28 protein-coding genes and 1 tRNA gene are annotated in these 23,873 nt (G+C 65.7%); 12 read left to right on the top strand and 17 right to left on the bottom strand.

The window, feature by feature from the left end:
- The first annotated feature begins 84 nt into the window (after nucleotides 1–84).
- Nucleotides 85–1,956, top strand: a complete 1,872-nt coding sequence (locus tag ACQKPE_RS07810) for a TonB-dependent receptor domain-containing protein (protein ID WP_427664675.1) — start codon at nucleotides 85–87, stop codon at nucleotides 1,954–1,956.
- Here the strand turns inward: ACQKPE_RS07810 and ACQKPE_RS07815 are convergent.
- The 12 genes from ACQKPE_RS07815 to nrdR form a co-directional block, all read right to left on the bottom strand.
- Complete coding sequence (locus ACQKPE_RS07815) at nucleotides 1,934–2,746, bottom strand: cobalamin-binding protein (protein ID WP_427664677.1); 813 nt, start codon at nucleotides 2,744–2,746, stop codon at nucleotides 1,934–1,936. The two genes, ACQKPE_RS07810 and ACQKPE_RS07815, sit on opposite strands and share 23 nt — an antisense overlap.
- Nucleotides 2,746–3,165, bottom strand: a complete 420-nt coding sequence (locus ACQKPE_RS07820; RefSeq protein WP_427664678.1) for an MFS transporter — start codon at nucleotides 3,163–3,165, stop codon at nucleotides 2,746–2,748. The genes ACQKPE_RS07815 and ACQKPE_RS07820 overlap by 1 nt, the downstream gene beginning before the upstream one ends.
- Nucleotides 3,162–3,779, bottom strand: coding sequence for a GTP cyclohydrolase II (gene ribA, locus ACQKPE_RS07825; protein WP_375099186.1), 618 nt, complete (start codon nucleotides 3,777–3,779; stop codon nucleotides 3,162–3,164). The genes ACQKPE_RS07820 and ribA overlap by 4 nt, the downstream gene beginning before the upstream one ends.
- A gap of 140 nt (nucleotides 3,780–3,919) precedes the next feature.
- Complete coding sequence (locus ACQKPE_RS07830; RefSeq protein WP_427664680.1) at nucleotides 3,920–4,669, bottom strand: substrate-binding periplasmic protein; 750 nt, start codon at nucleotides 4,667–4,669, stop codon at nucleotides 3,920–3,922.
- 16 nt (nucleotides 4,670–4,685) lie between these two features.
- Nucleotides 4,686–5,189 carry a phosphatidylglycerophosphatase A family protein gene (locus ACQKPE_RS07835; RefSeq protein WP_427664682.1) on the bottom strand — a complete coding sequence of 168 codons (504 nt, stop codon included), beginning with the start codon at nucleotides 5,187–5,189 and terminating at the stop codon, nucleotides 4,686–4,688.
- On the bottom strand, nucleotides 5,186–6,148 hold the full coding sequence (gene thiL, locus ACQKPE_RS07840; RefSeq protein WP_427664683.1) for a thiamine-phosphate kinase: 963 nt from the start codon (nucleotides 6,146–6,148) through the stop codon (nucleotides 5,186–5,188). The genes ACQKPE_RS07835 and thiL overlap by 4 nt, the downstream gene beginning before the upstream one ends.
- Before the next feature lie 18 nt (nucleotides 6,149–6,166).
- Nucleotides 6,167–6,667, bottom strand: coding sequence for a transcription antitermination factor NusB (gene nusB, locus ACQKPE_RS07845; protein WP_427664685.1), 501 nt, complete (start codon nucleotides 6,665–6,667; stop codon nucleotides 6,167–6,169).
- On the bottom strand, nucleotides 6,664–7,140 hold the full coding sequence (ribH, locus tag ACQKPE_RS07850; protein WP_427664686.1) for a 6,7-dimethyl-8-ribityllumazine synthase: 477 nt from the start codon (nucleotides 7,138–7,140) through the stop codon (nucleotides 6,664–6,666). The genes nusB and ribH overlap by 4 nt, the downstream gene beginning before the upstream one ends.
- 91 nt (nucleotides 7,141–7,231) lie before the next feature.
- A complete protein-coding gene (gene ribBA / locus ACQKPE_RS07855; RefSeq protein ID WP_427664687.1) occupies nucleotides 7,232–8,323 on the bottom strand; it encodes a bifunctional 3,4-dihydroxy-2-butanone-4-phosphate synthase/GTP cyclohydrolase II in 1,092 nt (363 codons plus the stop codon).
- A gap of 18 nt (nucleotides 8,324–8,341) precedes the next feature.
- On the bottom strand, nucleotides 8,342–9,007 hold the full coding sequence (locus ACQKPE_RS07860; RefSeq protein WP_427664689.1) for a riboflavin synthase: 666 nt from the start codon (nucleotides 9,005–9,007) through the stop codon (nucleotides 8,342–8,344).
- A 42-nt stretch (nucleotides 9,008–9,049) separates the two neighbouring features.
- Nucleotides 9,050–10,177 carry a bifunctional diaminohydroxyphosphoribosylaminopyrimidine deaminase/5-amino-6-(5-phosphoribosylamino)uracil reductase RibD gene (gene ribD / locus ACQKPE_RS07865; protein ID WP_427664691.1) on the bottom strand — a complete coding sequence of 376 codons (1,128 nt, stop codon included), beginning with the start codon at nucleotides 10,175–10,177 and terminating at the stop codon, nucleotides 9,050–9,052.
- Nucleotides 10,174–10,638 (bottom strand): transcriptional regulator NrdR, encoded by a 465-nt coding sequence (gene nrdR, locus ACQKPE_RS07870; RefSeq protein ID WP_375099178.1) that lies wholly within the window; start codon nucleotides 10,636–10,638, stop codon nucleotides 10,174–10,176. The genes ribD and nrdR overlap by 4 nt, the downstream gene beginning before the upstream one ends.
- Nucleotides 10,639–10,743: 105 nt before the next feature.
- Between nrdR and ACQKPE_RS07875 the strand changes: the two genes are divergently transcribed.
- Genes ACQKPE_RS07875 through trxA form a run of 3 tightly spaced genes read left to right on the top strand, consistent with a single transcriptional unit; the run spans nucleotide 10,744 to nucleotide 12,763 of the window.
- On the top strand, nucleotides 10,744–11,199 hold the full coding sequence (locus ACQKPE_RS07875; RefSeq protein WP_427664693.1) for a YbaY family lipoprotein: 456 nt from the start codon (nucleotides 10,744–10,746) through the stop codon (nucleotides 11,197–11,199).
- Nucleotides 11,200–11,859: a class I SAM-dependent methyltransferase gene (locus ACQKPE_RS07880; protein WP_427664695.1), complete on the top strand. Its 660-nt coding sequence runs from the start codon at nucleotides 11,200–11,202 to the stop codon at nucleotides 11,857–11,859.
- Between the two features lie 31 nt (nucleotides 11,860–11,890).
- Entirely contained in the window at nucleotides 11,891–12,763 is an 873-nt protein-coding gene (gene trxA / locus ACQKPE_RS07885; protein WP_427664697.1) for a thioredoxin, read from the top strand.
- A gap of 31 nt (nucleotides 12,764–12,794) precedes the next feature.
- Here the strand turns inward: trxA and ACQKPE_RS07890 are convergent, their stop codons facing one another.
- Nucleotides 12,795–13,145 (bottom strand): hypothetical protein, encoded by a 351-nt coding sequence (locus ACQKPE_RS07890; RefSeq protein WP_427664699.1) that lies wholly within the window; start codon nucleotides 13,143–13,145, stop codon nucleotides 12,795–12,797.
- Nucleotides 13,146–13,277: 132 nt separating this feature from the next.
- Here ACQKPE_RS07890 and ACQKPE_RS07895 point away from each other — a divergent pair, with 132 nt between their 5' ends.
- The 5 genes from ACQKPE_RS07895 (at nucleotide 13,278) to ACQKPE_RS07915 (ending at nucleotide 17,237) form a co-directional block, all read left to right on the top strand.
- Nucleotides 13,278–13,871: a DUF2796 domain-containing protein gene (locus ACQKPE_RS07895; protein ID WP_427664701.1), complete on the top strand. Its 594-nt coding sequence runs from the start codon at nucleotides 13,278–13,280 to the stop codon at nucleotides 13,869–13,871.
- A 1-nt stretch (nucleotide 13,872) separates the two neighbouring features.
- Nucleotides 13,873–14,583 carry an ABC transporter ATP-binding protein gene (locus ACQKPE_RS07900; protein WP_427664703.1) on the top strand — a complete coding sequence of 237 codons (711 nt, stop codon included), beginning with the start codon at nucleotides 13,873–13,875 and terminating at the stop codon, nucleotides 14,581–14,583.
- Nucleotides 14,583–15,848 carry an ABC transporter permease gene (locus tag ACQKPE_RS07905; RefSeq protein WP_427664705.1) on the top strand — a complete coding sequence of 422 codons (1,266 nt, stop codon included), beginning with the start codon at nucleotides 14,583–14,585 and terminating at the stop codon, nucleotides 15,846–15,848. Before ACQKPE_RS07900 ends, ACQKPE_RS07905 begins: the two co-directional genes overlap by 1 nt.
- A gap of 54 nt (nucleotides 15,849–15,902) precedes the next feature.
- Nucleotides 15,903–16,427, top strand: a complete 525-nt coding sequence (locus tag ACQKPE_RS07910) for a DUF3299 domain-containing protein (protein WP_427664752.1) — start codon at nucleotides 15,903–15,905, stop codon at nucleotides 16,425–16,427.
- A 126-nt stretch (nucleotides 16,428–16,553) separates the two neighbouring features.
- Entirely contained in the window at nucleotides 16,554–17,237 is a 684-nt protein-coding gene (locus tag ACQKPE_RS07915; protein WP_427664706.1) for an OmpW/AlkL family protein, read from the top strand.
- A gap of 75 nt (nucleotides 17,238–17,312) precedes the next feature.
- On the opposite strand, the gene ACQKPE_RS07920 is transcribed toward ACQKPE_RS07915, so the two are convergent.
- Both ACQKPE_RS07920 and ACQKPE_RS07925 read right to left on the bottom strand, forming a co-directional pair.
- Nucleotides 17,313–18,245 carry an NAD-dependent epimerase/dehydratase family protein gene (locus tag ACQKPE_RS07920; RefSeq protein ID WP_427664708.1) on the bottom strand — a complete coding sequence of 311 codons (933 nt, stop codon included), beginning with the start codon at nucleotides 18,243–18,245 and terminating at the stop codon, nucleotides 17,313–17,315.
- Nucleotides 18,238–19,122, bottom strand: coding sequence for a sugar nucleotide-binding protein (locus ACQKPE_RS07925; RefSeq protein WP_427664710.1), 885 nt, complete (start codon nucleotides 19,120–19,122; stop codon nucleotides 18,238–18,240). The genes ACQKPE_RS07920 and ACQKPE_RS07925 overlap by 8 nt, the downstream gene beginning before the upstream one ends.
- Nucleotides 19,123–19,306: 184 nt before the next feature.
- Here ACQKPE_RS07925 and ACQKPE_RS07930 point away from each other — a divergent pair, with 184 nt between their 5' ends.
- Complete coding sequence (locus ACQKPE_RS07930) at nucleotides 19,307–20,152, top strand: alpha/beta fold hydrolase (protein ID WP_427664711.1); 846 nt, start codon at nucleotides 19,307–19,309, stop codon at nucleotides 20,150–20,152.
- 14 nt (nucleotides 20,153–20,166) lie between these two features.
- Here the strand turns inward: ACQKPE_RS07930 and ACQKPE_RS07935 are convergent, their stop codons facing one another.
- Entirely contained in the window at nucleotides 20,167–20,979 is an 813-nt protein-coding gene (locus ACQKPE_RS07935) for an XRE family transcriptional regulator (protein ID WP_427664713.1), read from the bottom strand.
- Nucleotides 20,980–21,159: 180 nt separating this feature from the next.
- Here ACQKPE_RS07935 and ACQKPE_RS07940 point away from each other — a divergent pair, with 180 nt between their 5' ends.
- Nucleotides 21,160–22,602: an alanine/glycine:cation symporter family protein gene (locus ACQKPE_RS07940; protein WP_427664714.1), complete on the top strand. Its 1,443-nt coding sequence runs from the start codon at nucleotides 21,160–21,162 to the stop codon at nucleotides 22,600–22,602.
- Nucleotides 22,603–22,674: 72 nt separating this feature from the next.
- Entirely contained in the window at nucleotides 22,675–23,664 is a 990-nt protein-coding gene (locus tag ACQKPE_RS07945; RefSeq protein WP_427664715.1) for an asparaginase, read from the top strand.
- 109 nt (nucleotides 23,665–23,773) lie between these two features.
- On the opposite strand, the gene ACQKPE_RS07950 is transcribed toward ACQKPE_RS07945, so the two are convergent.
- Nucleotides 23,774–23,869 (bottom strand) — tRNA-Sec (locus tag ACQKPE_RS07950).
- Nucleotides 23,870–23,873: the final 4 nt, after the last annotated feature.

A 23,873-nucleotide genomic window follows, 5' to 3' on the forward strand; every position in this document is an offset into this window, starting at 1 on the left:
GCTCCCACAGGTACCGCACCGCTCTTCACAGCGGTTCAGATCCTGTGGGAGCGGGCTTGTCCCGCGATTGCTATGGAACAGCCAATGAAGCTGCCTACCCTCGTCACCCTGCTCTGCCTCCCCGCCCCCCTGCTGGCCGCCACCCGCGACGATGCCCTGAAGCTCCCCGACACCCAGGTGACCGCCAACCGCCAGGTCGAGCCCCGCGCCACCACCAGCGCCGCCAACACTGTGTTCACCCGCAATGACATCGACCGCCTGCAACCCACCAGCGTCACCGACCTGCTTAGCCGCGTGCCCGGCGTGCAGGTAGCGCCGACCGGTGGCCGTGGCAGCCTGCCGGGCATCTTCATCCGCGGCACAAAGGCCGCGCAGAGCCTGGTGCTGGTCGATGGCGTGCGTATCGCCAACGCCACCTCCGGCGACAGCGGCTTGCAGTTCCTGAATGTCGACCAGATCGAACGCGTGGAAGTCCTGCGCGGCTCACGCTCGGCGGTGTACGGCAGCGATGCCATCGGCGGGGTGATCCAGATCTTCACTCGCCGCGCAGATGGCCCCGGCCTGCAACCCAGGCTGCGCCTGGCGGCAGGCAGCGAGGGTACTTTCCAACGCAGCCTGGGCCTGTCGGGTGGCGACCAAAGCACCCGCTTCAACCTCGGCGCCAGCCTGGATGAAACCGCCGGCATCGACTCCACCGGCATGTCATTCGCCAGCGACAGCGACCATGACGCCTACCGCAACAAGTCGTTCAACCTGAGCCTGAGCCATACCTTCGACGAACGTTTCGAGGCCGGCCTGAACCTGCTGGACAGCCGTGGCCGCAGCGAATACGACAACCCCTTCGGCCGCTTCGACCCGGTCAGCTTCGAAAGCTTCGGCCAGAAACCCTATACCGACTTCACCGTCAGCAGCCTCGGCACCTACCTGGATGCCCAGCTGACCGACGCCTGGCATTCACGCCTGGAACTGGGCCACAGCGAAAACCGCGACAAGAAGCGCGACAAGCTCAGCGACGATGGCAGCGTGTTCAACACCTACCGCGACCAGGTCACCTGGCAGAACGACCTGGCCCTGGGTGCGCGCAACACCCTGCTGCTGGGCGCCAACTGGTACCAGGACCGGGTGCACGGCAGTACCGCGTTCGACGAAGACAGCCGCTACAACCGCGCAGCGTTCCTCCAGCACCGCTACAGCGACGAGCGTTTCTCTACCGAACTGGGCGTGCGCCGCGACCAGAACCAGCAATTCGGCGGCCAGACCACCTGGAGCGCCAGCCTGACCTTGCCGATGAACACCGCAAACGACCTGCTGCTGTCCTACAGCGAAGGCTTCCGCGCACCAACCTTCAACGACCTGTACTACCCACAGTTCAGCAACCCCGACCTGGACCCCGAGCGCTCCAAGAGCTACGAGCTGCAATGGCGCAGCCAGCTGAGCGCCGACAGCCGCCTGGAAGCCTCGCTGTACCGCACCGACCTGCGTGACGCGATCATCTTCGGCGCGGGCTCCATCCCCCGAAACGTAGCCTCGGCGCGCATCAACGGCTTCGAACTGGCCTTGAACCAGAACTGGGGCGATTGGCGCAGCCAGCTGGGCCTGGCGCTGATCGACCCACGCGACCGCGACAGCGGCCACACCCTGGCTCGCCGCGCCAAGCGCACCCTGAGCCTGGACCTGGACCGCCAGTTCGAGCGTTTCAGCGTGGGTGGCAGTTGGCAGGCAGTGAGCAGCAGCTATGACGACGAGGCCAACCGCAATCAGCTAGGCGGCTATGCCCTGCTCGGCCTGCGCGGCAGCTTCATGGCAAGCGACGAAGTGAAGCTCGAAGCCAAGCTGGATAACCTGCTGGACAAAGCCTACAGCCGCGCCCTGTACAACTATGACGGCACCGACTACAGCTACCGCGAAGCCGGCCGCACCTGGCTGCTGAGCGTTACCTGGACGCCGACCCTGTAGCGTCAAGCAAGGCGCACAGCTGGGCGGTGGCGTCGATCATCTGCCCGCTGGGGCGCTCCAGGCCGTTGTCAGGCAATACCAGCAGGCGCTCGCCGGCCACTGCGCTCAGATTCGGCCAGGCCTTCCAGCTCGCCAGCTGCGCCGGGTCGCCCGCCACGATCACTTCGGGGTCGCGCACCAGCACCGATTCGACGCTGACCTGCGGCGCGGGCTGGGGCAGGTCGTCGAAGATATTGCGCGCGCCACACACGGCCAGGGCATCGCTGACGACCTGCTTGCCGCCAAGGGTATACAGCGGCTTGTCCCATACCTGGTAGAACACCCGCAGCGGCGTCTCGCGCCGATAGCGTTCACGCAGTGCAGCCAGGCGCTGGTGCAGCGCGTCGGCATAGGCATGACCGCGGTCGGCACGCCCCAGGCGCACCGCGATGGCCTCGATCTGCTCGATCAACTGGTTCAGGTCGTGGGGTTCGCTGCTGAAGGTGTCGATGCCCAGGCGGCGCAGCTGGTCGCGCTGGGCCGGGGGCACGCTGCCGGGCCACAGCAGCAACAGGTCAGGCTTGAGGGCCAGCAGGCGCTCCATCTCCAACTGCCCGTAATGGCCCACGGAAGGGACATCGGCCAGTTTGGCTGGCCGTTCGCCGCTATCTACCAGGCCCACCAGCAGGTCATCTGCGCCCAGCTCCAGCACAATCTCGGTCATCGAAGGCGCCAGGCTCACCACCCGCAGCTTTTCGTCGCCCAAGGCACTCAGGGTGAACAGGCAAAGGCCGGCCAGCAGGGCGCGCATCAGCCCAACTGGCGCGGAATGCGGTAGAGGTACAGCAGCACCAGGGTGGAAAGCGCCAGGAGAATCTGCGCCACCGCCTCCAGGCCGACCAGTACCGACAAGGCGACAACCCAGGCTGGGAAGCAAGCGAAGAACATGGCCATGCGCCGCACCCGGGCCAGTTCGATCCAGGCGGCGGGCTCGTCGGCCGAGCCCAGCGCCTTGGAGGTGGCGATCAAGGCCCGCTTGTAGGCGCCGAAGCGCGGCAGGCTGAGGAACATGGTGGCCGCGCCGCCCAGGAACAACGGCAAGGCCAGCACCGGCATCAGCGCCGCGCCACCGCCAAAGGCCCAGGCCATCACCAGCAGCGGCAACAGGCCGACCGCCAGGTACTGCCACCAGGCCAGGGTCAGCCGCCACTTCACCTGGCTGCGGGTCACGCCTGTGGCACCTCGCCCTGGTGCTCGTTGCCCATCATATGGCCGAGCTTGCCGGCCTTGGTCGCCAGGTACAGGCGGTTGTGCGGGTTATGCCCGGTGTGCAGCGGCACGCGCTCGGCCACGGCAATGCCCATGCTGGTCAGGGCTTTGACCTTGCGTGGGTTGTTGGTCATCAGGCGCAGCGACTTCACGCCCAGGTGCTCGAGCATCGGCAGGCACATGGCGTAGTCGCGCTGGTCGGCGGCAAAGCCCAGGCGCTCGTTGGCCTCGACGGTGTCGGCGCCGCCATCTTGCAGCTCATAGGCGCGGATCTTGTTCAGCAGGCCGATGCCCCGGCCCTCTTGACGCAGGTACAGCAGCACACCGCGGCCTTCACGGGCGATGGCCTGCAGAGCAGCTTCCAGTTGCGAACCACAGTCGCAACGCTGGCTGAACAAGGCATCGCCCGTCAGGCACTCGGAGTGCAGACGCCCGAGCACTGGCGCGCCATCGTCGAACTCACCCAGGCTGAGCACCACGTGCTCACGGCCAGTGGCTTCGTCGAGGAAGCCGTGCATGGTGAATGTCGCGAAAGGCGTTGGCAGTTTCGAAGCGGCAACAAAGACGACGGGCACGTTGTGCTCCTAGTAAGTAGGAAATTTCATATTTCGCGATTGTATCAGCAGCCCATCCGGCATGCGCAGGCTGAATATCGCGGCTTAAGATCGAAATGTTCGATGCATAGGCTGTGCGCCTGTGTTGCGAAGCGTTTGGATCAACGCGGCTGGCTATCGGCGGCAAACGGGTACGGCTGCTTCCAGCGCTCGAAAATCGGCTTCAGCTCACCGCTGCGCACCAGTTGCTCCATGCGTGCATCGAACAGCTCGCGCAGGGCTTGGCCCTGCTCGCTGTCGGTGAATGCCAGGTACAGCGGCAACTCGGCGATGTGGGTGCGACGAAAATGCCCAGGCTCGCGGGCCTGCTCCAGCACGGAATCGATTTCGGTGAGGGCGTCGATGTAGAAATCGACCCGATCGTACTCGAGCATCGGCAGGATGCCTTCGCGGCGCTGGATTTCGCGGAAATTACCCTGGATGCCGGGCAGGTAGTTCTGGTAGTCGTAGCCACGCACCCAAGCCAGGCGCCACGTGCCCAGTGTCGCCTGGGTAGGCGCCGGTTTGCTGGCCAGGCCCAGGGCATAGATGTGGTCCATATCGAAATGCCAGCGTGGGTAGAGGTTGTCGTCGTTCTCATCCTTGTACGAGCCCACCCAGGCATCGGCCTCGCCGCGCTTGACCAAGCCCACCGCGCGGCTGTAGGGCGCGCTGTGGGTGAGTACCTTGACCCCGGCAGGCTCGAATACCTTGCGCAGCACATCCCAGGCCAGGCCAGTGCCATCGTCGTTGGTGTAATCCAACCACTGTTCGCTGACCAGGCGCACCTGCTTCGGTACGCCATTGGCCTCGGCTGCGCTCAACCAAGGCGAGAACAGCAGCAACGCGAGCAGCACAGACCTCATGGCCATCGACACACTCCCTGTATCAGACGAACAACCAGACCAGAACCTGCATGCCCAGCCAGGCGAACACGCCGGCCAGGATATCGTCGAGCATGATCCCCACGCCGCCATGCACATGACGGTCGATCCAGCGGATCGGCCACGGCTTGAGGATGTCGAAGAAGCGGAACATCAGGAACCCCGCCAGCAGCCAATGCCAGCCTTCCGGCACCAGCCACAGGGTGATCCACATCCCGACCATTTCGTCCCAGACGATGCCTTCATGATCGTGCACGCGCAAGTCGTTCGCCACCTTGCCGCACAGCCAGAAGCCAAACAGCATGGTGATGCCCAGCAGCAGCCAGTAGCCCCAGTCCGGCAACATCTGCCACAGCGGGATGAACGGCAGCGCCACCAGCGAGCCCCAGGTACCCGGCGCCTTGGGCAGGGTGCCGGAACCGAAGCCGAAGGCGATGAAGTGCCAGGGGTTGCGCCAGACCGAAGGCGGAACGAACTCCGCAGGCACCTGGTTGGGGTGGTCGGTCACGGTGTCTCCCTAAAATGTTGATAGCCCCGCTGCTGCGGGGTGATGTCCTGGCCTTGGGCGTCGAGCAGCGTTACGCCCTGCCCTTCGCGCACACGGCCAATGACCTGCGCGCCGGGCAGTTGCGCCAGGCATGAAAGGTATTCGGGTGCCAGGGTGAAGGCCAGCACGTAGTCATCGCCTCCGCTCAGGGCCGCCTGCAACGCCGCGTCCCGTCCCAGGAAGGCCTGCAAGGCAGGAGACACCGGCACCTGGGCCAGGTTCACCTCCAGCGCCACGCCCGAGGCCTTGGCGATATGCCCGCAGTCGGCCAGCAGGCCGTCGGAGATATCCAGCGCCGCCGTGGCGCGCCCGCGCAGGGCTAGGCCCAGGGCGAACTGCGGAGGCGGCGACCAGTAGTGGGCCAGCAGCGGCTCGGCCAGTTCCGAAGGAGCCTGGCGCTCGCCCAGCACCAACGCCAGGGCACCGGCGGCATCACCCAGGTAGCCACCGACGCACAGCGCATCGCCCGGGCGAGCGCCGCTGCGGCGCAGGGCCTGACCGCTCGGCACACGACCGAACACGGTGACGGTGATACTCAGGGGGCCACGGGTGGTGTCGCCGCCGATCAGGCTGAGGCGGCACTGGCTGGCCATGCGTTCCAAGCCTTCGGCGTAGGCCTTGAGCCAAGCGGCGCTGACCTCGGGCAAGGTCAGCGCCAGGGTGAAGCCGACTGGCTCTGCGCCCATCGCCGCCAGGTCGCTGGCGGCCACGGCCAGCGAGCGCTGGCCGAGCAAGGCCGGCTCGCAGACTGCGGGGAAATGCACGCCAGCCACCAAGGTATCGGTGGAGATCGCCAGTTGCTGGCCTGCTGGCAACTCCAGCAGGGCACAGTCATCGCCGATACCCAGCGCCACGCCCTCGCCGCCCTGCGCACAAGGCGCGGCGGCGAAGTAATGGCGGATCAGCTCGAACTCACCCATGGCCGGGAAGCGCCGGAATCAGCGCTTGTTCGCCTTGACTTCCGCTTCACGCAGGTTCGGCGCGAGCTTGTCCAGCACTCCGTTGACGAACTTGTGCCCGTCGGTGGCGCCGAACACCTTGGCCAGTTCCACGCCTTCGTTGATCACCACGCGGTACGGGACGTCAACACGCTTGATGAACTCCCAGGTGGACAGGCGCAGCACCGCCAGCTCGACCGGGTCGAGCTCGTCGAGGGCTAGGTCCAGGCACGGCTTGAGGGCGCTGTCGATCTCGCCCTTGATGGCCGGAACCCCATGGAGGATTTCGCGGAAATAGGCGCCGTCGACATCGGAGAAATCGTTATCGACCCGGAACTGCGCTTCGATCTCGTTCAGCGAGTGCTGTGCCATGTGCCACTGGTACAGGGCCTGGGTCGCGAGCTTGCGGGCTTCGCGACGCTTGGCGCTCTTCGATGGCTTGCCGGCATCGGCCGGTTGTGGATCGCGCGGGTTGAAACGATCGCTGTCGTCGCTAATCACTTGGCCTCCAACTGCGCCAGCAGGCTGACCATTTCCAGGGCGGACAGGGCCGCTTCGGCGCCCTTGTTACCGGCCTTGGTGCCGGAACGCTCGATGGCTTGCTCGATCGAGTCGACAGTCAGTACGCCGAAGGCGACCGGAACGCCGAACTCCATGGACACCTGGGCCAGGCCCTTGGTGCACTCGCCCGCAACGTATTCGAAGTGCGGGGTACCGCCACGGATCACCGCACCCAGGGCGATGATCGCGCTGTAGTTACCTTGCTGGGCGACCTTCTGTGCCACCAGCGGGATCTCGAAGGCGCCCGGGGCACGAATGATAGTGATGTCGCTTTCGCTGACACCGTGGCGTACCAGGGCATCAACGGCACCGCTCACCAGGCTTTCGACGACGAAGCTGTTGAAGCGGCCAACCACCAAAGCATAGCGACCTTTGGGGGCGATGAAGGTACCTTCGATGGTCTTCAGGGTCATTCCGGAGTTCTCATCTTAAAGAGCGAGGCCGCGCTAGGCGGCCTACAGGAGGGTTTGGACACGAGCGCCAGGGCTTGGGGCAGCGCCTGTGTCACTCGGAGGGCACGTATTCTACAACTTCCAGATCGAATCCGGATATCGCGTTGAACTTCATCGGCGAGCTCATCAGGCGCATCTTGCGCACGCCCAGGTCACGCAGGATCTGCGAGCCGGCACCGACGGTGCTGTAGGTGGATGGCGCCTTGGTGTGCACCTCGCCCGCGCTTTCGCGGATATGCGCCAGCAACACGTCGCCGTCCAGCGGGTGGCCCAGCAGCAGCACCACGCCGCTGCCAGCCTCGGCCACGGCGCTCATCGCCGCGCGCAGGCTCCAGCGGCCCGGCTGCTTGACCATCAGCAGGTCGCGCAGCGGGTCCATGTTGTGCACCCGCACCAGGGTTGGCTCTTCGGCGCAGATCTTGCCCAGGGTCAGGGCCATGTGCACGTCGCCTTCCACCGAGTCGCGGAAGGTGACCAGGTTGAACTGGCCCAGCTCGCTGTCCAGCGGCTGCTCGGACACGCGCTGCACGGTGCGCTCGTGGATCATGCGGTAGTGGATCAGGTCGGCGATGGTGCCGATCTTCAGGTTGTGCTCGGCGGCGAACACTTCCAGTTCGGCACGGCGCGACATGGTGCCGTCGTCGTTCATCACCTCGCAGATCACCCCGCTCGGCTCGAAACCGGCCATGCGCGCCAGGTCGCAGGCGGCCTCGGTGTGCCCGGCGCGGGCCAGGGTGCCGCCGGGCTGGGCCATCAGCGGGAAGATATGACCGGGGCTGACGATATCCTCGGCCTTGGCGTCCTTGGCGGCCGCAGCCTGCACAGTGCGAGCGCGGTCGGCGGCGGAGATGCCGGTGGTAACGCCTTCGGCGGCCTCGATCGACACAGTGAACTTGGTGCCGAAGCCCGAGCCGTTGCGCGGCGCCATCAGCGGCAGCTTCAGCGTTTCGCAACGCTCGCGGGTCATCGGCATGCAGATCAGGCCGCGGGCGTGCTTGGCCATGAAGTTGATGTGCTCGGGCAGGCAGCATTCGGCTGCCATGATGATGTCGCCTTCGTTCTCACGGTCTTCGTCGTCCATGAGGATGACCATTTTGCCCTGGCGGATGTCTTCGACCAGTTCTTCGATGCTGTTGAGCGCCACTCGGCACCCCCTTCTCAATCAGGATTTCAAGAAGCCGTTGGCGGCCAGGAAGCTTTCGGTAATGCCACTGCCTTTGCTCGACTCCGCGGCCTTGTCGCCCAGCAGCAGGCGCTCCAGGTAACGGGCCAGCAGGTCGACCTCAAGGTTCACCCGACGCCCTGCGCGGTAGTCGGCCATGATGGTTTCGGACAGGGTGTGCGGGACGATGGTCAGTTCGAACTCGGCACCATCGACCTCGTTGACCGTCAGGCTGGTGCCATCGACGGTGATCGAGCCCTTGTGGGCAATGTACTTGGCCAGCTCCTTCGGTGCGCGCACGCGGAACTGGATGGCGCGGGCGTTATCGCTGCGCGAGACGATTTCGCCGACGCCATCGACGTGGCCGCTGACCAGGTGGCCGCCCAGGCGGGTGGTGGGGGTCAGGGCTTTTTCCAGGTTGACCCGGCTGCCGCTCTTGAGGTCGACCATGGCGGTGCGCTTGAGCGTTTCGACGCTGACGTCGGCCCAGAAACCGTCGCCCGGCAGCTCCACGGCAGTCAGGCAGACGCCGTTGACGGCGATGCTGTCGCCGAGCTTGACGTCGCCCAGGTCGAGCTTGCCGGTCTCGACGTAGACGCGCACGTCACCGCCCTTGGGCGTGAGGCTGCGGATGGTGCCGATGGATTCGATGATGCCGGTGAACATGGGGTGCTCCTCAAATACGGGCTGCGCGGGGGCAGCCAGGCATTATACGCCGACCGCGGGCAAGGGGATGGCCGTGACTTGCCAGTCATCGCCAACCGCGCGCATGCCGGTGATCTTCAAGCGCGGCGCCTCGCTCATCTTCGCCAGGGGCCAGTCCAGCAGCGGCCGCGCCTGGGAGCCGAGGAAGGTGCCGGCGACGAACAGCTGGTATTCGTCGACCAGGCCCAACTGGGCGAAGGCGCCGGCCAGGCCGGCGCCGGCCTCCAGCAATATTTCGTTGACCCCGCGCGCGGCCAGAGCCTGCAACAGTGCCGGCAGGTCGACCCGGCCGTCGTTGCCCGGCAGGCTCAGCAATTCGTGGCCTGCCTCGGTATAACGCGGGTCGTGTGCCTGAGCGGTAACTACCAGCGCCGGGCCGGCCTGGAAGAACGGAGCGTCCAGCGGCAGGCGCAGGCGCCCGTCGACCAGCACGCGCAGTGGCGGGCGCGACAGCGCCAGGGCAGTGAGCGCGTCATCCAGGCCCAGCTCGGCGCCGCGCACGGTCATGCGCGCGTTGTCGGCCAGCACGCTCTGGGCGCTGGTCAGCACCACGCTGGAGCGCGCCCGCAGGCGCTGGACCGCAGCCCGCGCGGCGGGCCCGGTGATCCATTGGCTCTCGCCGCTGGCCATGGCGGTACGCCCGTCCAGGCTCATGGCCAGCTTGGCGCGTACATAGGGCAGGCCATGCTCCATGCGCTTGAGAAAGCCTGGGTTGAGGGCACGGGCTTCGGCTTCCAGCACACCGCTGGCAACCTCGATGCCTGCCTCGGCCAGGCGCCGCAGGCCATTGCCGGCCACTTGCGGGTTCGGGTCCTGCATGGCTGCGACCACCCGCGCCACCCCGGCCTTGACCAGCGCCTCGGCGCACGGCGGCGTGCGGCCATGGTGGCTGCACGGTTCGAGGGTCACGTAGGCCGTGGCGCCTCGGGCCAGCTCGCCGGCCTGGCGCAGGGCATGCACCTCGGCGTGGGGCTCGCCGGCACGCGCATGCCAGCCTTCGCCCACCACCTGGCCATCGCGCACGATCACGCAGCCTACCCGGGGGTTGGGGTGGGTGCTGTAGAGGCCCTTGCGGGCCAGCTCCAGGGCGCGCGCCATGTAATAGGCGTCGAGGGTGGCGGCCTGGCTCATTCTTTGGCCGGCTCGCGGGCCAGGCGGTCGATTTCCTCGCGGAACTCGTCCAGCGCCTGGAAACGCCGGTAAACCGAGGCGAAACGAATGTAGGCGACTTCATCGAGCTTGCGCAGCTCGGCCATCACCAGCTCGCCCACCACCAGCGACTTGACCTCACGCTCGCCGGTAGCACGCAGCTTGTGCTTGATGTACGCCAGCGCCGCTTCCAGGCGCTCGACGCTCACCGGGCGTTTCTCCAGCGCGCGCTGCATGCCGGCACGCAGCTTGTCTTCATCGAAGGGCTGGCGGGTGCCGTCCTGCTTGATCAAGCGTGGCAGCACCAGTTCGGCGGTTTCGAAGGTGGTGAAACGCTCGCCGCAGGCGACGCATTCACGACGGCGACGCACCTGCTCGCCTTCGGCGACCAGACGTGAGTCGATGACCTTGGTGTCGTTGGCACCGCAAAAGGGACAGTGCATGGTGGCAGGCAACAAAAAAAGGGATCGCCATGGTAGCGCATCCCACTGGCAAGACAAGCCAAAGGGGTTACCATCCTGAGAAATCTGCCCGTGAAGGATTACCCCATGCATCATCGAGCGCTCGTCGTACTGAGCCTGGCCGCCCTGCTGGCCGCCTGTGGCAGCGACCGACCCAAGCCCGAGCAGGCCCCGCCGCCGGCACCGGCCAAGGCCGTGGTCAAGCCGCCGGAAACGCCCGGCCCACTGCCGGCGTACCAGCGCGAACTGACTGGCACCCTGCTGGAGGTTCCACCCGGCGCCAAGGTCGAGCTGGCCCTGCTGGTGATCGACGAGCGTGGCCGCCCCCAGCGCCTGCTGGCCAGCGAGACCTTCACCGGCACCGGCCAGGCCCTGCCCTACCACCTGCGCTTCAACCCCGAGGCCTTCCCTGCCGGGGCTCGCGTTGAGCTGCGCGGTCGCGCCAGCCAGTCGGGGCAGCTGATCCTGCACTTGCCGCCGCGGCTCGTCGCCCAGGCCGAAACCCAGGCCATCGGCCCGTTGCGCTTCGAAAAGGCGCCCTGAATGGCGCCGCAGCAACTGCAACAGGCCCTGAGCGGGCTGATTGGCGAGGCGCGCCTGGTGGCCAGCGAGCTGCCTGGCTGCGCGCTGAAGCTATGGCTGGTGGACGCGCAGAACATGGACCGCGCCTTCAGCCCCGACGAAACCCGGCGCATTCTCGAAGACCCGCCCTACTGGAGCTTCTGCTGGGCCAGCGGCCTGGCCATGGCACGTTTCCTGGCCGAGCACCCCGAGTGGGTGCGCGGCAAGCGTGTGCTGGACTTCGGCGCAGGTTCCGGCATCGCCGGCATTGCCGCCGCCCATGCCGGGGCCCTGGAAGTGGTGGCCTGCGACCTCGACCCACTGGCCCTCGACGCCTGCCGCGCCAACGCGGCGCTCAACGGCGTGACGCTAGGCTACAGCGAGGACTTCTTCGCCGAGGCCGACCGCTTCGACCTGGTGCTGGTGGCCGATGTGCTCTACGACCGCGCCAACCTGCCGCTGCTCGACCAGTTCCTCAGCCGTGGCCGCCAGGCACTGGTGGCCGACTCGCGGGTACGCGACTTCGACCACCCGCTGTACCGCCCCCTGGGCGTACTCGAGGCCCTGACCCTGCCGGACCTGGCCGAACCGCACGAATTCCGCCGGGTCAGCCTGTACCACGCCAGCCGCGAGCCTTTATAGTGATGTCATTCAAAGATTTGCGAGAGTCACCATGAGCCAAGCCACGCCGTTCATCTTCGACGCCACCGACGCCAACTTCCAGCAACTGGTGATCGAGAACTCCTTCCACAAGCCGGTGCTGGTCGACTTCTGGGCCGAGTGGTGCGCGCCGTGCAAGGCGCTGATGCCGCTGCTGGCGAAGATCGCCGAGGGTTACCAGGGTGAGCTGCTGCTGGCCAAGATCAACTGCGACGTGGAGCAGCAGATCGTCGCCCAGTTCGGCATCCGCAGCTTGCCGACCGTGGTGCTGTTCAAGGATGGCCAGCCGGTCGATGGCTTTGCCGGCGCCCAGCCTGAGTCGGCGATCCGCGCCATGCTCGAACCCCATGTACAGATGCCTGCCGCCCCCACCGCATCGCCCCTGGAACAGGCCAAGGTGCTGTTCGCCGAAAGCCGCTTCAGTGAGGCCGAGGCTGTGCTCAAGGCATTGCTGGGCGAAGACAACAGCAATGCCGAGGCGTTGATCTACTACGCGCGCTGCCTGGCTGAGCGTGGCGAGCTGGATGAGGCGCAGGTGGTGCTGGACGCGGTCAAGACCGACGAGCACAAGGCCGCCCTGGCCGGCGCCAAGGCGCAACTGACCTTCCTGCGCCAGGCCGCCAGCCTGCCGGATGCCGCCGAGCTGAAGAGCCGCCTGGCGCAGAACCCGCAGGATGACGAGGCCGCCTACCAGCTGAGCATCCAGCAACTGGCCCGCCAGCAGTACGAGCCGGCGCTGGATGGGCTGCTCAAGCTGTTCCAGCGTAACCGCGGCTATGAGAATGGCCTGCCGCAGAAGGCCCTGTTGCAGGTATTCGAACTGCTGGGCAGCGACCACCCGCTGGTGAGCGTGTACCGCCGCAAGCTGTCGGCGGCGATGTTCTAAGACCTTTGGGGGCCGCAACGCGGCCCTCGGCTCACTCGCCTACCCAGTGATACACCGGGGCATCCGCCCCGCTTTGCACCTTCACCTCGCTGCTATGGCGCAAGCGCACCAACAGTCGCTTGCCTGCCGCGACGTTTCCAGCAATCCCTTCCAACTGCTCCAGCAACTGCGGCCCACTGAGCTGGCCCGCCTTGCGCAGCACGTCTCGTGCCGCTGCCCACTGGCCATCGTCCTGGCGCGGCGTGGTACTGGCAGCCGGTGTCGGCACCACCGCCTCAGCCGGTACGCTGTCTAGCCTACGACCGAGTTGCGCCCACTCTTCAGGGGCCAATTCAATAGTCAGGTCTACCGGCCAAGCGCCGATCTGTCCGCGAATTCTCACGATGGTTTCCTAAAGTCCGGGCCAATGCGCCATGCTCCCATGAACATGAAACCTACACCAGGCAGGCTGGCACCCTTTGGAAAAGTTGTTATAACATTGCGAATTCTTTCCATCCCCGCTTCGGAGTCGTCCATGCGCCGCCTGCTCCTCGCCCTGCCCTTCGCCCTGTTGCCCCTGGCCGCTGCCCAGGCCCACAGTGATCACGACCATGACCACGATCACGGCACCCTGGGTGCCCATGAGCACGGCGTCGCGCGCCTGAACGTGGTGCTCGATGGCAATACCCTGGAGCTGGAACTGGACAGCCCGGCGATGAACCTGGTGGGCTTCGAGCACGCGGCCACCAGCGATGCCGACAAAGCCAAGGTCGCTGCCGCCCGCAAGCAATTGGAAGAACCCCTGAAGTTGTTCGGCCTGGCCGCTGCAGCAGGCTGCCAAGAGGAAAACCAGGAGCTGGAAAGCCCGCTGTTCGGCGACCAACCTTCGGCCAAGGACGACGATGGCGACGACGAGCATGGCCACGATCACGAGCATGAACATGGCCACAGCGAAATCCACGCCCATTACCAGCTGGCCTGCGCCACGCCCGGCAAGCTCACTCAAGTCGACCTGACGCCGCTGTTCAAGGCTTTCCCGCAAACCCAGAAGATCAACGTCCAGCTGATCGGCCCGAATGGCCAGAAAGGCCTGGAAACCACACCGGCCAAGGCCGTGGTCGGTTTCTGAGATGAGCCAGCCGCTGATCGAGCTCAATGACCTGGCGTTCGCCTGGCCGGGCCAGGCGCCGCTTCTGGACATTCCCGCATTCCGCCTGGAAGCGGGCGAAGCGTTGTTCCTCAAGGGCCCCAGCGGCAGCGGCAAGACCACCCTGCTCGGCCTGCTGGGCGGGGTGAACCGCCCAGGCCAGGGCAGCATCCGCCTGCTGGGCCAAGACCTGGCCCAGCTCGGCCAGGGTGCTCGCGACCGCTTCCGGGTCGACCACACCGGCTATATCTTCCAGCAGTTCAACCTGCTGCCCTTTCTCAGCGTGCGGGAAAACGTCGAGCTGCCCTGCCGCTTCTCGAAAACCCGCGCCCAACGCGCCGTGCAGCGCCACGGCAGCATCGACCAGGGCGCCGCGCAGCTGCTCGCCCACCTGGGCCTGGACGATCCGGCAATGCTCGCGCGGCGCGCAGGCAGCCTGTCGATCGGCCAGCAGCAGCGCGTCGCCGCCGCCCGCGCACTGATCGGCCAGCCGGAACTGGTGATTGCCGACGAGCCCACTTCAGCGCTCGATGCCGACACCCGCGAGGCGTTCATCCGCCTATTGTTCGATGAATGCCGCGCCGCCGGTTCCAGCCTGCTGTTCGTCAGCCACGACCAAAGCCTGGCGCCGCTGTTCGACCGTCACCTGTCCCTGGCCGAGCTCAACCGCGCCGCCAAGCCCCGGGAGGCCTGATGTACCTGCTCCGCCTTGCCTTGGCCAGCCTGGCCAACCGCCGTTTCACGGCCTTTCTCACCGCCTTTGCCATCGCCTTGTCGGTGTGCCTGCTGCTGGCGGTCGAGCGGGTACGCACCGAAGCCCGCACCAGCTTCGCCAGCACCCTCAGTGGCACCGACCTGATCGTCGGTGCGCGCTCGGGCTCGGTGAACCTGTTGCTGTACTCGGTGTTCCGCATCGGCAACGCCACCAACAACATCCGCTGGGACAGCTATCAGCATTACGCCCAAGACCGTCGGGTGAAATGGGCCATTCCCATTTCCCTGGGCGACTCGCACCGCGGCTACCGGGTGATGGGAACCACCGGCGACTACTTCAGCCACTACCAGTACGGCCGCCGACAGAACCTGCAACTGAGCCAGGGTCGCCCCTTCGCCGACGACCCGTTCGAAGTGGTGCTCGGCGCCGAAGTGGCCGAGGCGCTGCACTACAAGCTCGGCGACACCCTGGTGCTGGCCCATGGCGTGGCGGCCATCAGCCTGGTCAAGCACGACGACAAGCCCTTCACCGTGGTCGGCGTGCTGCAACGCACCGGCACCCCGGTGGACCGCACCTTGCACATCAGTCTGGCCGGCATGGAGGCGATCCATGTCGACTGGCACAATGGCGTGCCCGCCCGCGGCGCGGGGCGCATCAGCGCCGACCAGGCACGTGGCATGGACCTGCAACCAAGCGCCATCACCGCCGTTCTGCTCGGTTTGAACAGCAAGATCGCCACCTTCAGCCTGCAACGGGAAATCAACGAGTACCGCGGCGAGCCGCTGCTGGCGATTCTGCCGGGGGTGGCCCTGCAAGAGCTGTGGAGCCTGATGGGCACGGCGGAACAGGCGCTGTTCGTGGTGTCGCTGTTCGTGGTGCTGACCGGGTTGATCGGCATGCTCACGGCGATTCTCACCAGCCTCAACGAACGCCGCCGGGAAATGGCCATTTTGCGGTCGGTCGGCGCGCGTCCCTGGCATATCGCCGGGCTCCTGGTGCTCGAGGCCCTGGCGCTGGCGGTCAGCGGTATCGTTGCCGGCCTGGGCTTGCTGTATGCCGGTATCGCCCTGGCCCAGGGGTATGTGCAGGCCAACTATGGGCTATACCTGCCACTGGCGCTGCCCAGCGCGCACGAATGGACGCTGCTGGCTGTTATCCTCGGCGCAGCACTGCTGATGGGCAGCGTGCCAGCGTGGCGCGCCTACCGACAGTCACTGGCCGACGGCCTGTCGATCCACCTTTGAGACGTGTCCATGTTCAGCCAGCTTGAAAACACCACCGCGCCCTCGCAGAGGGCGCTGCAGATCCTCCTGTTGCTCCTGCTGGTGCTGATCATCCCGGCCTGGGCAGATGAACCTCGCGAGCTGGATTGGCCAGCGCTGATTCCCGAAGGCGCGCCGGTGATCCCGCCGCAGCTGACGCCGCTGCACAACCTGTCGCAGATGGGCAGCTCGCTGAGTGACGCCCTGGCCGCCGAGTCCGCCCCGGCCGCGCACCAGCCAGCGCTCGATGCCCCGGTGGTCAAGGCGCTGGACGGGCAGCAGGTCAAGCTGCCCGGCTACATCGTGCCGCTGGAGGTCAGCGAGGAAGGCCGCACCACCGAGTTCCTGCTGGTGCCTTACTACGGCGCCTGCATCCACGTGCCACCACCGCCGCCGAACCAGATCGTGCACATCGTCAGCGAGATGGGCGTGCGCGTCGAAGACCTCTACCAGCCCTACTGGATCGAAGGCCGCATGCAGGTCAAGGCCACCCGCAGCGAGCTGGCGGATGCCGGCTACCAGATGGAAGCCGAGAAAATCTACGCCTATGAGCTGCAGTAGGCGACGGGCGTTTTCTTGAGCCAGATCAATGCTTTCACCCCCGTGGCTTGAGCTGGGTCAAACCTTCCGTTTAAACGGTTGCGTACCATTGGACTACTCACTTACACACGTCCTTTGGGAGCTTCCATGAACAAGACCTTGCTCAGCGCCTCACTCATTGCCCTTGCGCTGGCAGCCCCTGTCGCCCACGCCCACAAGGCGGGTGACTTCATCGTTCGCTCCGGCGCCATCACCACCGCGCCGAACGAAAACAGCGGCGACCTGCGGCTCGACGGCGCCAAGGCCTCGGGCACCAAGGCCACCCTGACCAGCGACACCCAGCTGGGCCTGACCTTCGCCTACATGCTCACCGACCACGTTGGTATCGAGCTGCTCGCCGCCACGCCGTTCAAGCACGAAGTAGGCGTGAAGGGCCTGGGCGCCGGCCTTGATGGCAAGCTGGCGGACGTCAAGCAACTGCCACCGACCCTGTCGCTGCAGTACTACCCGCTGGAGGCCGGCTCGAAGTTCCAGCCCTACGCCGGCGTCGGCATCAACTACACCCTGTTCTTCGACGAAGACCTGACCGGCAACCGCAAGCAGCAAGGCTTCAGCAACATGAAGGTGCAGGACTCGATCGGCTTCGCCGGCCAGTTGGGCATGGACTACATGATCACCGACAACCTGCTGGTGAACGCCGCGGTCTGGTACATGGACATCGACACCAAGGCCACCATCAACGGCCCGACCGCCCTGGGCGTGGGCAAGACCAAGGTCGACGTGGATGTGGACCCATGGGTCTACATGGTCGGAATCGGCTACAAGTTCTAAGGGTTTCAGCCCACGGCTACAAAAAAACCGCCGCTCTCACGAGCGGCGGTCTTTTTGTGTAAGCACACCTGAAAATCAGGCCTTGCCCAGCAACTTCGCCAGCCCCTCGACCATCGTGGTCGGCTCGGGGAAGTCGAAACGTGCCAGCAGGCGCGTGTTGTCCGCCCGCGAATGACGGATATCGCCCGAACGCGCCGGCCCATGGCTGACCGCTGGCAGGCTGCCGACCACCTTGCCCAGCGCCGCCAGCAACTGGTTCAGCGAAGTGGCCTGGTTCAGGCCGATGTTCACCGCCCCTTCCTCCACCTGCGTCAATTCCAGTGCCTGCACCATCACCTTGACCAGGTCGCCGACATAGATGAAGTCGCGGGTCTGCTCGCCATCGCCGAACAGCGTGATCGGCACGCCCTGGGTAGCACGCTCGCAGAAGATGCTGATCACCCCGGAGTACGGCGAGGAGGGGTCCTGGCGTGGGCCAAAGATGTTGAAGAAGCGAAACACTACCGGCTCCAGGCCATGCTGGCGGCGGTAGAAGTCCAGGTAATGCTCGCTGGCCAGCTTGTCGGACGCATAGGGGGTCAGCGGTGCCTTGGGCGTGTCCTCGGTAATCGAATGGCCTTCGCCATTGTTGCCGTACACCGCCGCGCTGGAGGCGTACAGCACCCGGCGCACTCCTTTCAGGCGCATGGCCTCGCACACATTGAGGGTGCCGATGAAGTTGCTCTGGTGGGTCTTCACCGGGTCCTCGACCGAAGCCTGCACCGAGGCGACCGCCGCCAGGTGCACCACCGCCGCACAACCCTCGACGGCGCGGGCGACCAGCGCCGCGTCGGCGACATCGCCTTCGATCAATTCCAAGCCCGGGTGGTCGAGGCGCAGGTTGCTGCGCTTGCCGGTGGAGAGGTCATCGAGCACGCGCACCGCGTAGCCTTTGTCGAGTAACGCATCGCACAGGTGGGAACCAATGAAGCCGGCGCCGCCGGTAATCAGGATGGGAGCATCAGCCATGGCGGTAGAACCGATCCAGTAGGGGTGGCAAGCCGGCACGCCAGGCGCGCGGCTTGATACCGAAGGTATGAAGGATTTTCTTGCAGGCCAGCACCGCGTGCTGCGGCTCTTCGCTGGCATCCGGGCGCGCAGCGTGGGCCTGGGCCGTGGGGGCCTGCACGGCCAGCTTGTGCCACTGGGCGGCCTCGGACAGGATCGCCTGCCCCAGCGCCAGCAGCGTAGTGGCCTCGTTGCCAGCGTAGTGGTAGGTGCCCCACAGCGGCGCCGTGCAGTCGAGCTGCTTGAGCACCGAGAGGATCACCCGCGCAGCGTCGTCCACCGGCGTCGGGTTGCCACGCCGATCGTCGGCCAGCAGCAGCTCGTGGGGCTGCTCGGCGCGGGTCAGGAAGCGCCCGAGCGCACCGTCGATGCTTTCATCGAGCAACCAGCCGAAACGCAGCAGCACATGGTGCGGGCAGGTGGCGCGCACGCTCTGTTCGATGCGCCACAGCGCCTGGCCACGCTGGCCGAGCGGCACCGGCTCGTCCTTCTCGCTGTAGGCCGTCGCCCGCGAGCCGTCGAACACCCGGTAGCTGGAGGGTTGCACGAGCGTGATCTGGTGGTGCTGGCACAATTCGGCGAGCCGTTCGACCGCGCGCTCTTGCTGGGCCAGGCGCGAATCGCTGACCGACTCGGCCTGGAACCAGTCGAAGTAATAAGCCAGGTTGACCAGGGCATCGGGCCGGTGTTCGTCGAGCAGCACCGTAAGGCTCGCCGCATCCCAGCCGTTTTCCGGCGGGCGTGGTGCCAGGAACGCAATGTCTTCCTCGGCCCCAAGACGAATCAGCGCTTGCCCGAGGGCATTGCCACCACCCAACAGCATCAGGCGCATACGCATAGAGTCAGCAGGTCCGCTCAGATCAATTGAAGGAAAAAAGCCATTTTGCGGTTTCCGCCCAGGGAAGTCCAACCTGGGGAGTTGGCGCGATGTCGCGTGCAACGCCGAGGCACTGTCGCTATCCTCGTCAGGCGGGGTGATGACCTGGCCCCGGCCCTGAAATGGCTTTTTGCACAGAGGCGCAATGGACTTCGCGAGCACCACTCCCCAGCGCAGCACCTGGCAGTACGACGAGCCAGCCCCGGGCACCGAACGCTTCGTCACCGAGCAGTTCTATGGCTACCAGCAACAGGCTCGGCTGCTGGTTCCGGATATCGAACGAGCTCCTCCGCTGTTCGTGGTCGGTGGTGCGCGCTCCGACTTCACCCGCCTCAACCCCTTGCTCTACCGCTTGCAGCAGCACGGCATCGGCTCGCTCTGCGCCAACCTGTCGGGGCACAGCCTGGCCAGCGAACCCGGTGCGCCAGCTGCAACGCTGGCCATCAACCGCGAGGAGGCCCTGCGCTTTCATCAACATGTCGCCTCGCGCTGCACCACCCTGGTCGGCCACAGCCTGGGGGGCGCCATTGCCCTGAAGCTGGCGGCGCAGTTGCCTGCGGTAGACACACTGGTGCTGATCTGCCCGGCGGTATACCCCGATGCCGCCCACGACCAACCCTTCGGCCCGGCCTTCACCCACGCGATCCGCAAGCCCTACGGTTTCCTCGAGTGCGACAGTTATGACTTCCTGCGTCAGTTCCCGGGGCGCGTGCTGCTGGTGGTCGGTGAATACGACGGGCTGAACTCCAAGGCCTACGGCCAAGGAGCGGGCACATCGGCAGGTACCCGCTGGCTGGCGGGCGTGCAGCGCTACAGCCCAATTCCCGAGGAGGTCACCCATGCGCTGCTGCGCTCGGTGCCCGCGCCGCATGTGGAATGCCTGATGCTGACCGACTGCGACCACGGCATTGCCGCGCACCTGCGCGATGCACCGGAAGTGGCGGACTTGGTGGCCGAGACAGTGGCGGGGTTCATTCTTGAGCAGCGCTGAGCGGTGCCCGGTGGCTATTCGATCTCGAACAGACCGTTGCTCAGCGGCCCGACGCTCAGGCGTTCGCGCACGTCATCATCGATACGCGGGTCATCCGGGCGGTACAGCTTGACCTGGCGGTAGGCGTTGATGCGGTTGATTTCCTCGCCCAGGTATTCCCACACCACCCGGGTGCAGGCCGGGTTGCGCCGGTCGCCGCTGGAAACGCCGGTCTTCAGGCCGTTCAGGCGGCTGATGCAGCTCTTGAAGCTGGGGATGAGGATGGTCTGGCTCATCTCATTGAAGGTCAGCGACTCGTAGTCGATCAGGAACACCCGGTCCTGCAACTGGAACGCCGCGCCCAGGTAGCGGCAACGCACTTCACCGTTCTGGCTGGTGGCGGTGCTGCGCTCCTGGCGTTCCTGGCGCTCGAACAGGAAGCTGCCGCGTTCTTCCCACAGGTGCACCAGCGACACCAGGATCGACCCCGGCACCGACATGCAGTTGGAGTATTCGAAGTAGTACCCGCAGTAGCGCGACAGGTTGCCGGCCTGTGCATGCAGGGGCTTGAACAGTTCGCTGATCGGGTCGTCCTGGGTGTTGGCCAGCGCTGTCGGGTTGCGCGCGCCAATCAGACGGGCGAACTGTTCCGGTGGTGCAACCAGCTCGAAATCCTCGACCCCGAAGAAGTCGCCGATGCGCTTGAGGTTATAGGTCGTCGGCCGACTCTGGCCGTTCAAGTAGCGGTTGAACTGCGCACGGTTGATCGACAGCTGCCGGCAAACCTCCGAGATAGAGCGGTAGTGACTGCAAGCGAGCTTGAGGTTGGCGGCGAAATGATCGGCCATGAAAAAGCGTTCCGGATGATGCGGGTGACGCAATTCTAGCATCAAGTCGCACCAAAATAGAGCAAGGCGCGAAATTGTAACTATTGGTGTCATGGCCAACCATGCGCGCAAACGGCAGCGGTACGCCTGTATTACCGCTGGTCATTCCACGCGAAGAATAAGAATCGAGGTCATTTTCCAATGCTCGAAGCCCTCAACGATTTCCTTTCCGGAAAACTGCTCATCGTGCTGATCGTCGGACTCGGCGGTTACTTCACCATCCGCTCGCGCTTCGTCCAGTTCCGCCATTTCGGCCACATGTTCGGCGTTTTCAAGGAATCCCTTCGCGGCCAGGCGGGCCAGCTGAGCTCGTTCCAGGCCCTGATGCTGAGCCTGGCAGGCCGGGTTGGCGCCGGTAACATCGCCGGTGTCGGCATTGCCGTGACCCTCGGCGGCCCAGGTGCGGTGTTCTGGATGTGGGTCACCGCACTGGTGGGCATGTCCAGCAGCTTCTTCGAATGCACCCTGGCGCAGGTGTACAAGCGCGCCGATGGCGATGGCCTGTACCGCGGCGGCCCGGCGTACTACATCCAGCACGGCCTGAAGCTGAAAAGCATGGCGATCGTGTTCTCGATCCTGCTGCTGGTCACCTACGGCTTCGCCTTCATCGGCCTGCAGTCGTACACCGTGACCCACTCGCTGCAGAACGCCTTCGCCTTCGACCCGAAACACACCGGTATCGTCCTGGCCGTGCTGCTGGCCATTACCTTCATTGGCGGCATCAAGCGCATCGCGGCGGTGTCCGACCTGCTGGTACCGGTCAAGACCCTGGCCTACATCGGCGTGACCCTGTACGTGATCGGCACCCAGATCGACCACGTGCCGGCCATGCTGGAGACCATCTTCAAGAGCGCCTTCGGCCTCGACCCAGCCTTCGCCGGCCTGCTCGGCAGCGCCATCGTCATGGGCGTGAAGCGGGGCGTGTTCGCCAACGAAGCGGGCCTGGGCAGTGCGCCGAACGTAGCCGCCGTGGCGGCGGTGAAGCACCCGGGCGCGCAAGGCGTGGTCCAGGCCTTCAGCGTGTTCCTCGACACCTTCGTGATCTGCACCTGCACTGCGCTGCTGATTCTGTTGTCGGGCTTCTACACCCCGGGCTTCGAAGGTGACGGCATCGTCCTGACCCAGAACTCGCTGGCTGCCGTGGTCGGTGACTGGGGCCGCGTGTTCGTCAGCGTCGCACTGTCGCTGTTCGTCTTCACCTGCATCCTCTACAACTACTACCTGGGCGAGAACAGCCTGCAATTCATGACCCGCAACCGCGCGGTGCTGATGACCTTCCGTGGCCTGGTACTGGCCCTGGTGGTGTGGGGCTCGATGCAAGACCTGTCGACTGTGTTCGCCTTCGCCGACATCACCATGACGTGCCTGGCGTTCGTCAACCTGATCGCCCTGGCCCTGCTGTTCAACATCGGCCTGCGGGTGATGCGCGACTACGACCAGCAGCGCAAGGCCGGCATCAAGCAGCCGGTGTTCGACGCCAGCAAGTTCGCCGACCTGGACCTGGACCGCGCCGCCTGGCCGACCCCTGTTCAAGCTGAAACAGCCGCTGACAAAATGACTGGCGAACTCCAGCAGCAGCGCTGATACCCTGCCCCGTCCAGCCGCCCCGCTCGCGGGCGGCTGCCCCCTCCTCGCTCTTCGCAACGGAACCTTCCCATGGGTGCAGTGCAGAACCTTCTCGTCCTCTATACCGGCGGCACCATCGGCATGCTTGAGACCCCTTCGGGCCTGGCGCCGGCTGGCGGCTTCGACGCACGGATGCGTGAACACCTGGCCCAGCGCCCCGAGGCGCCGAAACTGCAATGGACCTTGCGTGAACTGAACCCCTTGCTCGACAGCGCCAACATGCAGCAAGCCAACTGGCTGGCCATGCGCGATGCCATCGTCGAAGCGGTGGAGCGTGACGGCCATGACGGCGTGCTGGTACTACACGGCACCGACACCCTGGCCTACAGCGCGGCGGCACTATCGTTCCTGCTGCTGGGCTTGCCGGTGCCGGTGCTGCTGACCGGTTCCATGTTGCCGGCCGGTGCCCCGGGCAGCGATGCCTGGGACAACCTCTGTGGTGCCCTGGCGCTGTTCGAAAGCGGCCTGCAAGCGGGTGTGCAGCTGTATTTCAATGGCCAACTGCTGCATGGCTGCCGCACCTCGAAGCTGCGCAGCGAGGCCTTCGACGCCTTCACCGCCCCGGCTCGCCACCGCGAAGGCGAGCACGCCAGCACGATTCCCGCCCACCTCGATTACCGCCAGCCACGCCAGCCGGTCGACCTGGCGGTGTTGCCGGTGTTCCCGGGCCTGGGTGCGGGGCATGTACGCGGGCTGCTGAGCACTGGCGTGCAGGGTCTGGTACTGGAGTGCTATGGCAGCGGTACCGGCCCATCGGACGACCAGGCCCTGCTCGATGTGCTGCATGAGGCGCGTCTGCGTGGGGTGATGATCGTTGCGATCAGCCAGTGCCCGGAAGGCTCGGTGGTGTTCGACACCTATGCCGCGGGCAGCAAGCTGCGCGATACCGGGCTGGTCAGCGCCGGCGGTATGACCCGCGAGGCGGCGCTGGGCAAGCTGTTTGCGCTGCTGGGTGCGGGGCTCGAGGTGCAGGTGGCGGAGCATTGGTTCGCGCTGGACCTGTGTGGTGAGCGCGCCTAGCGTTTCGCCAGTTAGTACGCATTCGCGGGCAAGCCCGCTCCTACAGGCCGGCGCAATACCTGTAGAAGCGGGCTTTCCCGCGAATGCATTTGAAGGGTCACAACGAAATTGGCGGAAGGCAGCGGGAGTCGAACCTGCCCGGGAACGGCTGCCGTCCCCAACCGGGTTTGAAGCCCGGCCGCGCCACCGGGCGCGATTGCCTTCCTTGA

The sequence above is a fragment of the Pseudomonas sp. NPDC089554 genome (genome assembly GCF_050280645.1).
GTDB lineage: Bacteria > Pseudomonadota > Gammaproteobacteria > Pseudomonadales > Pseudomonadaceae > Aquipseudomonas.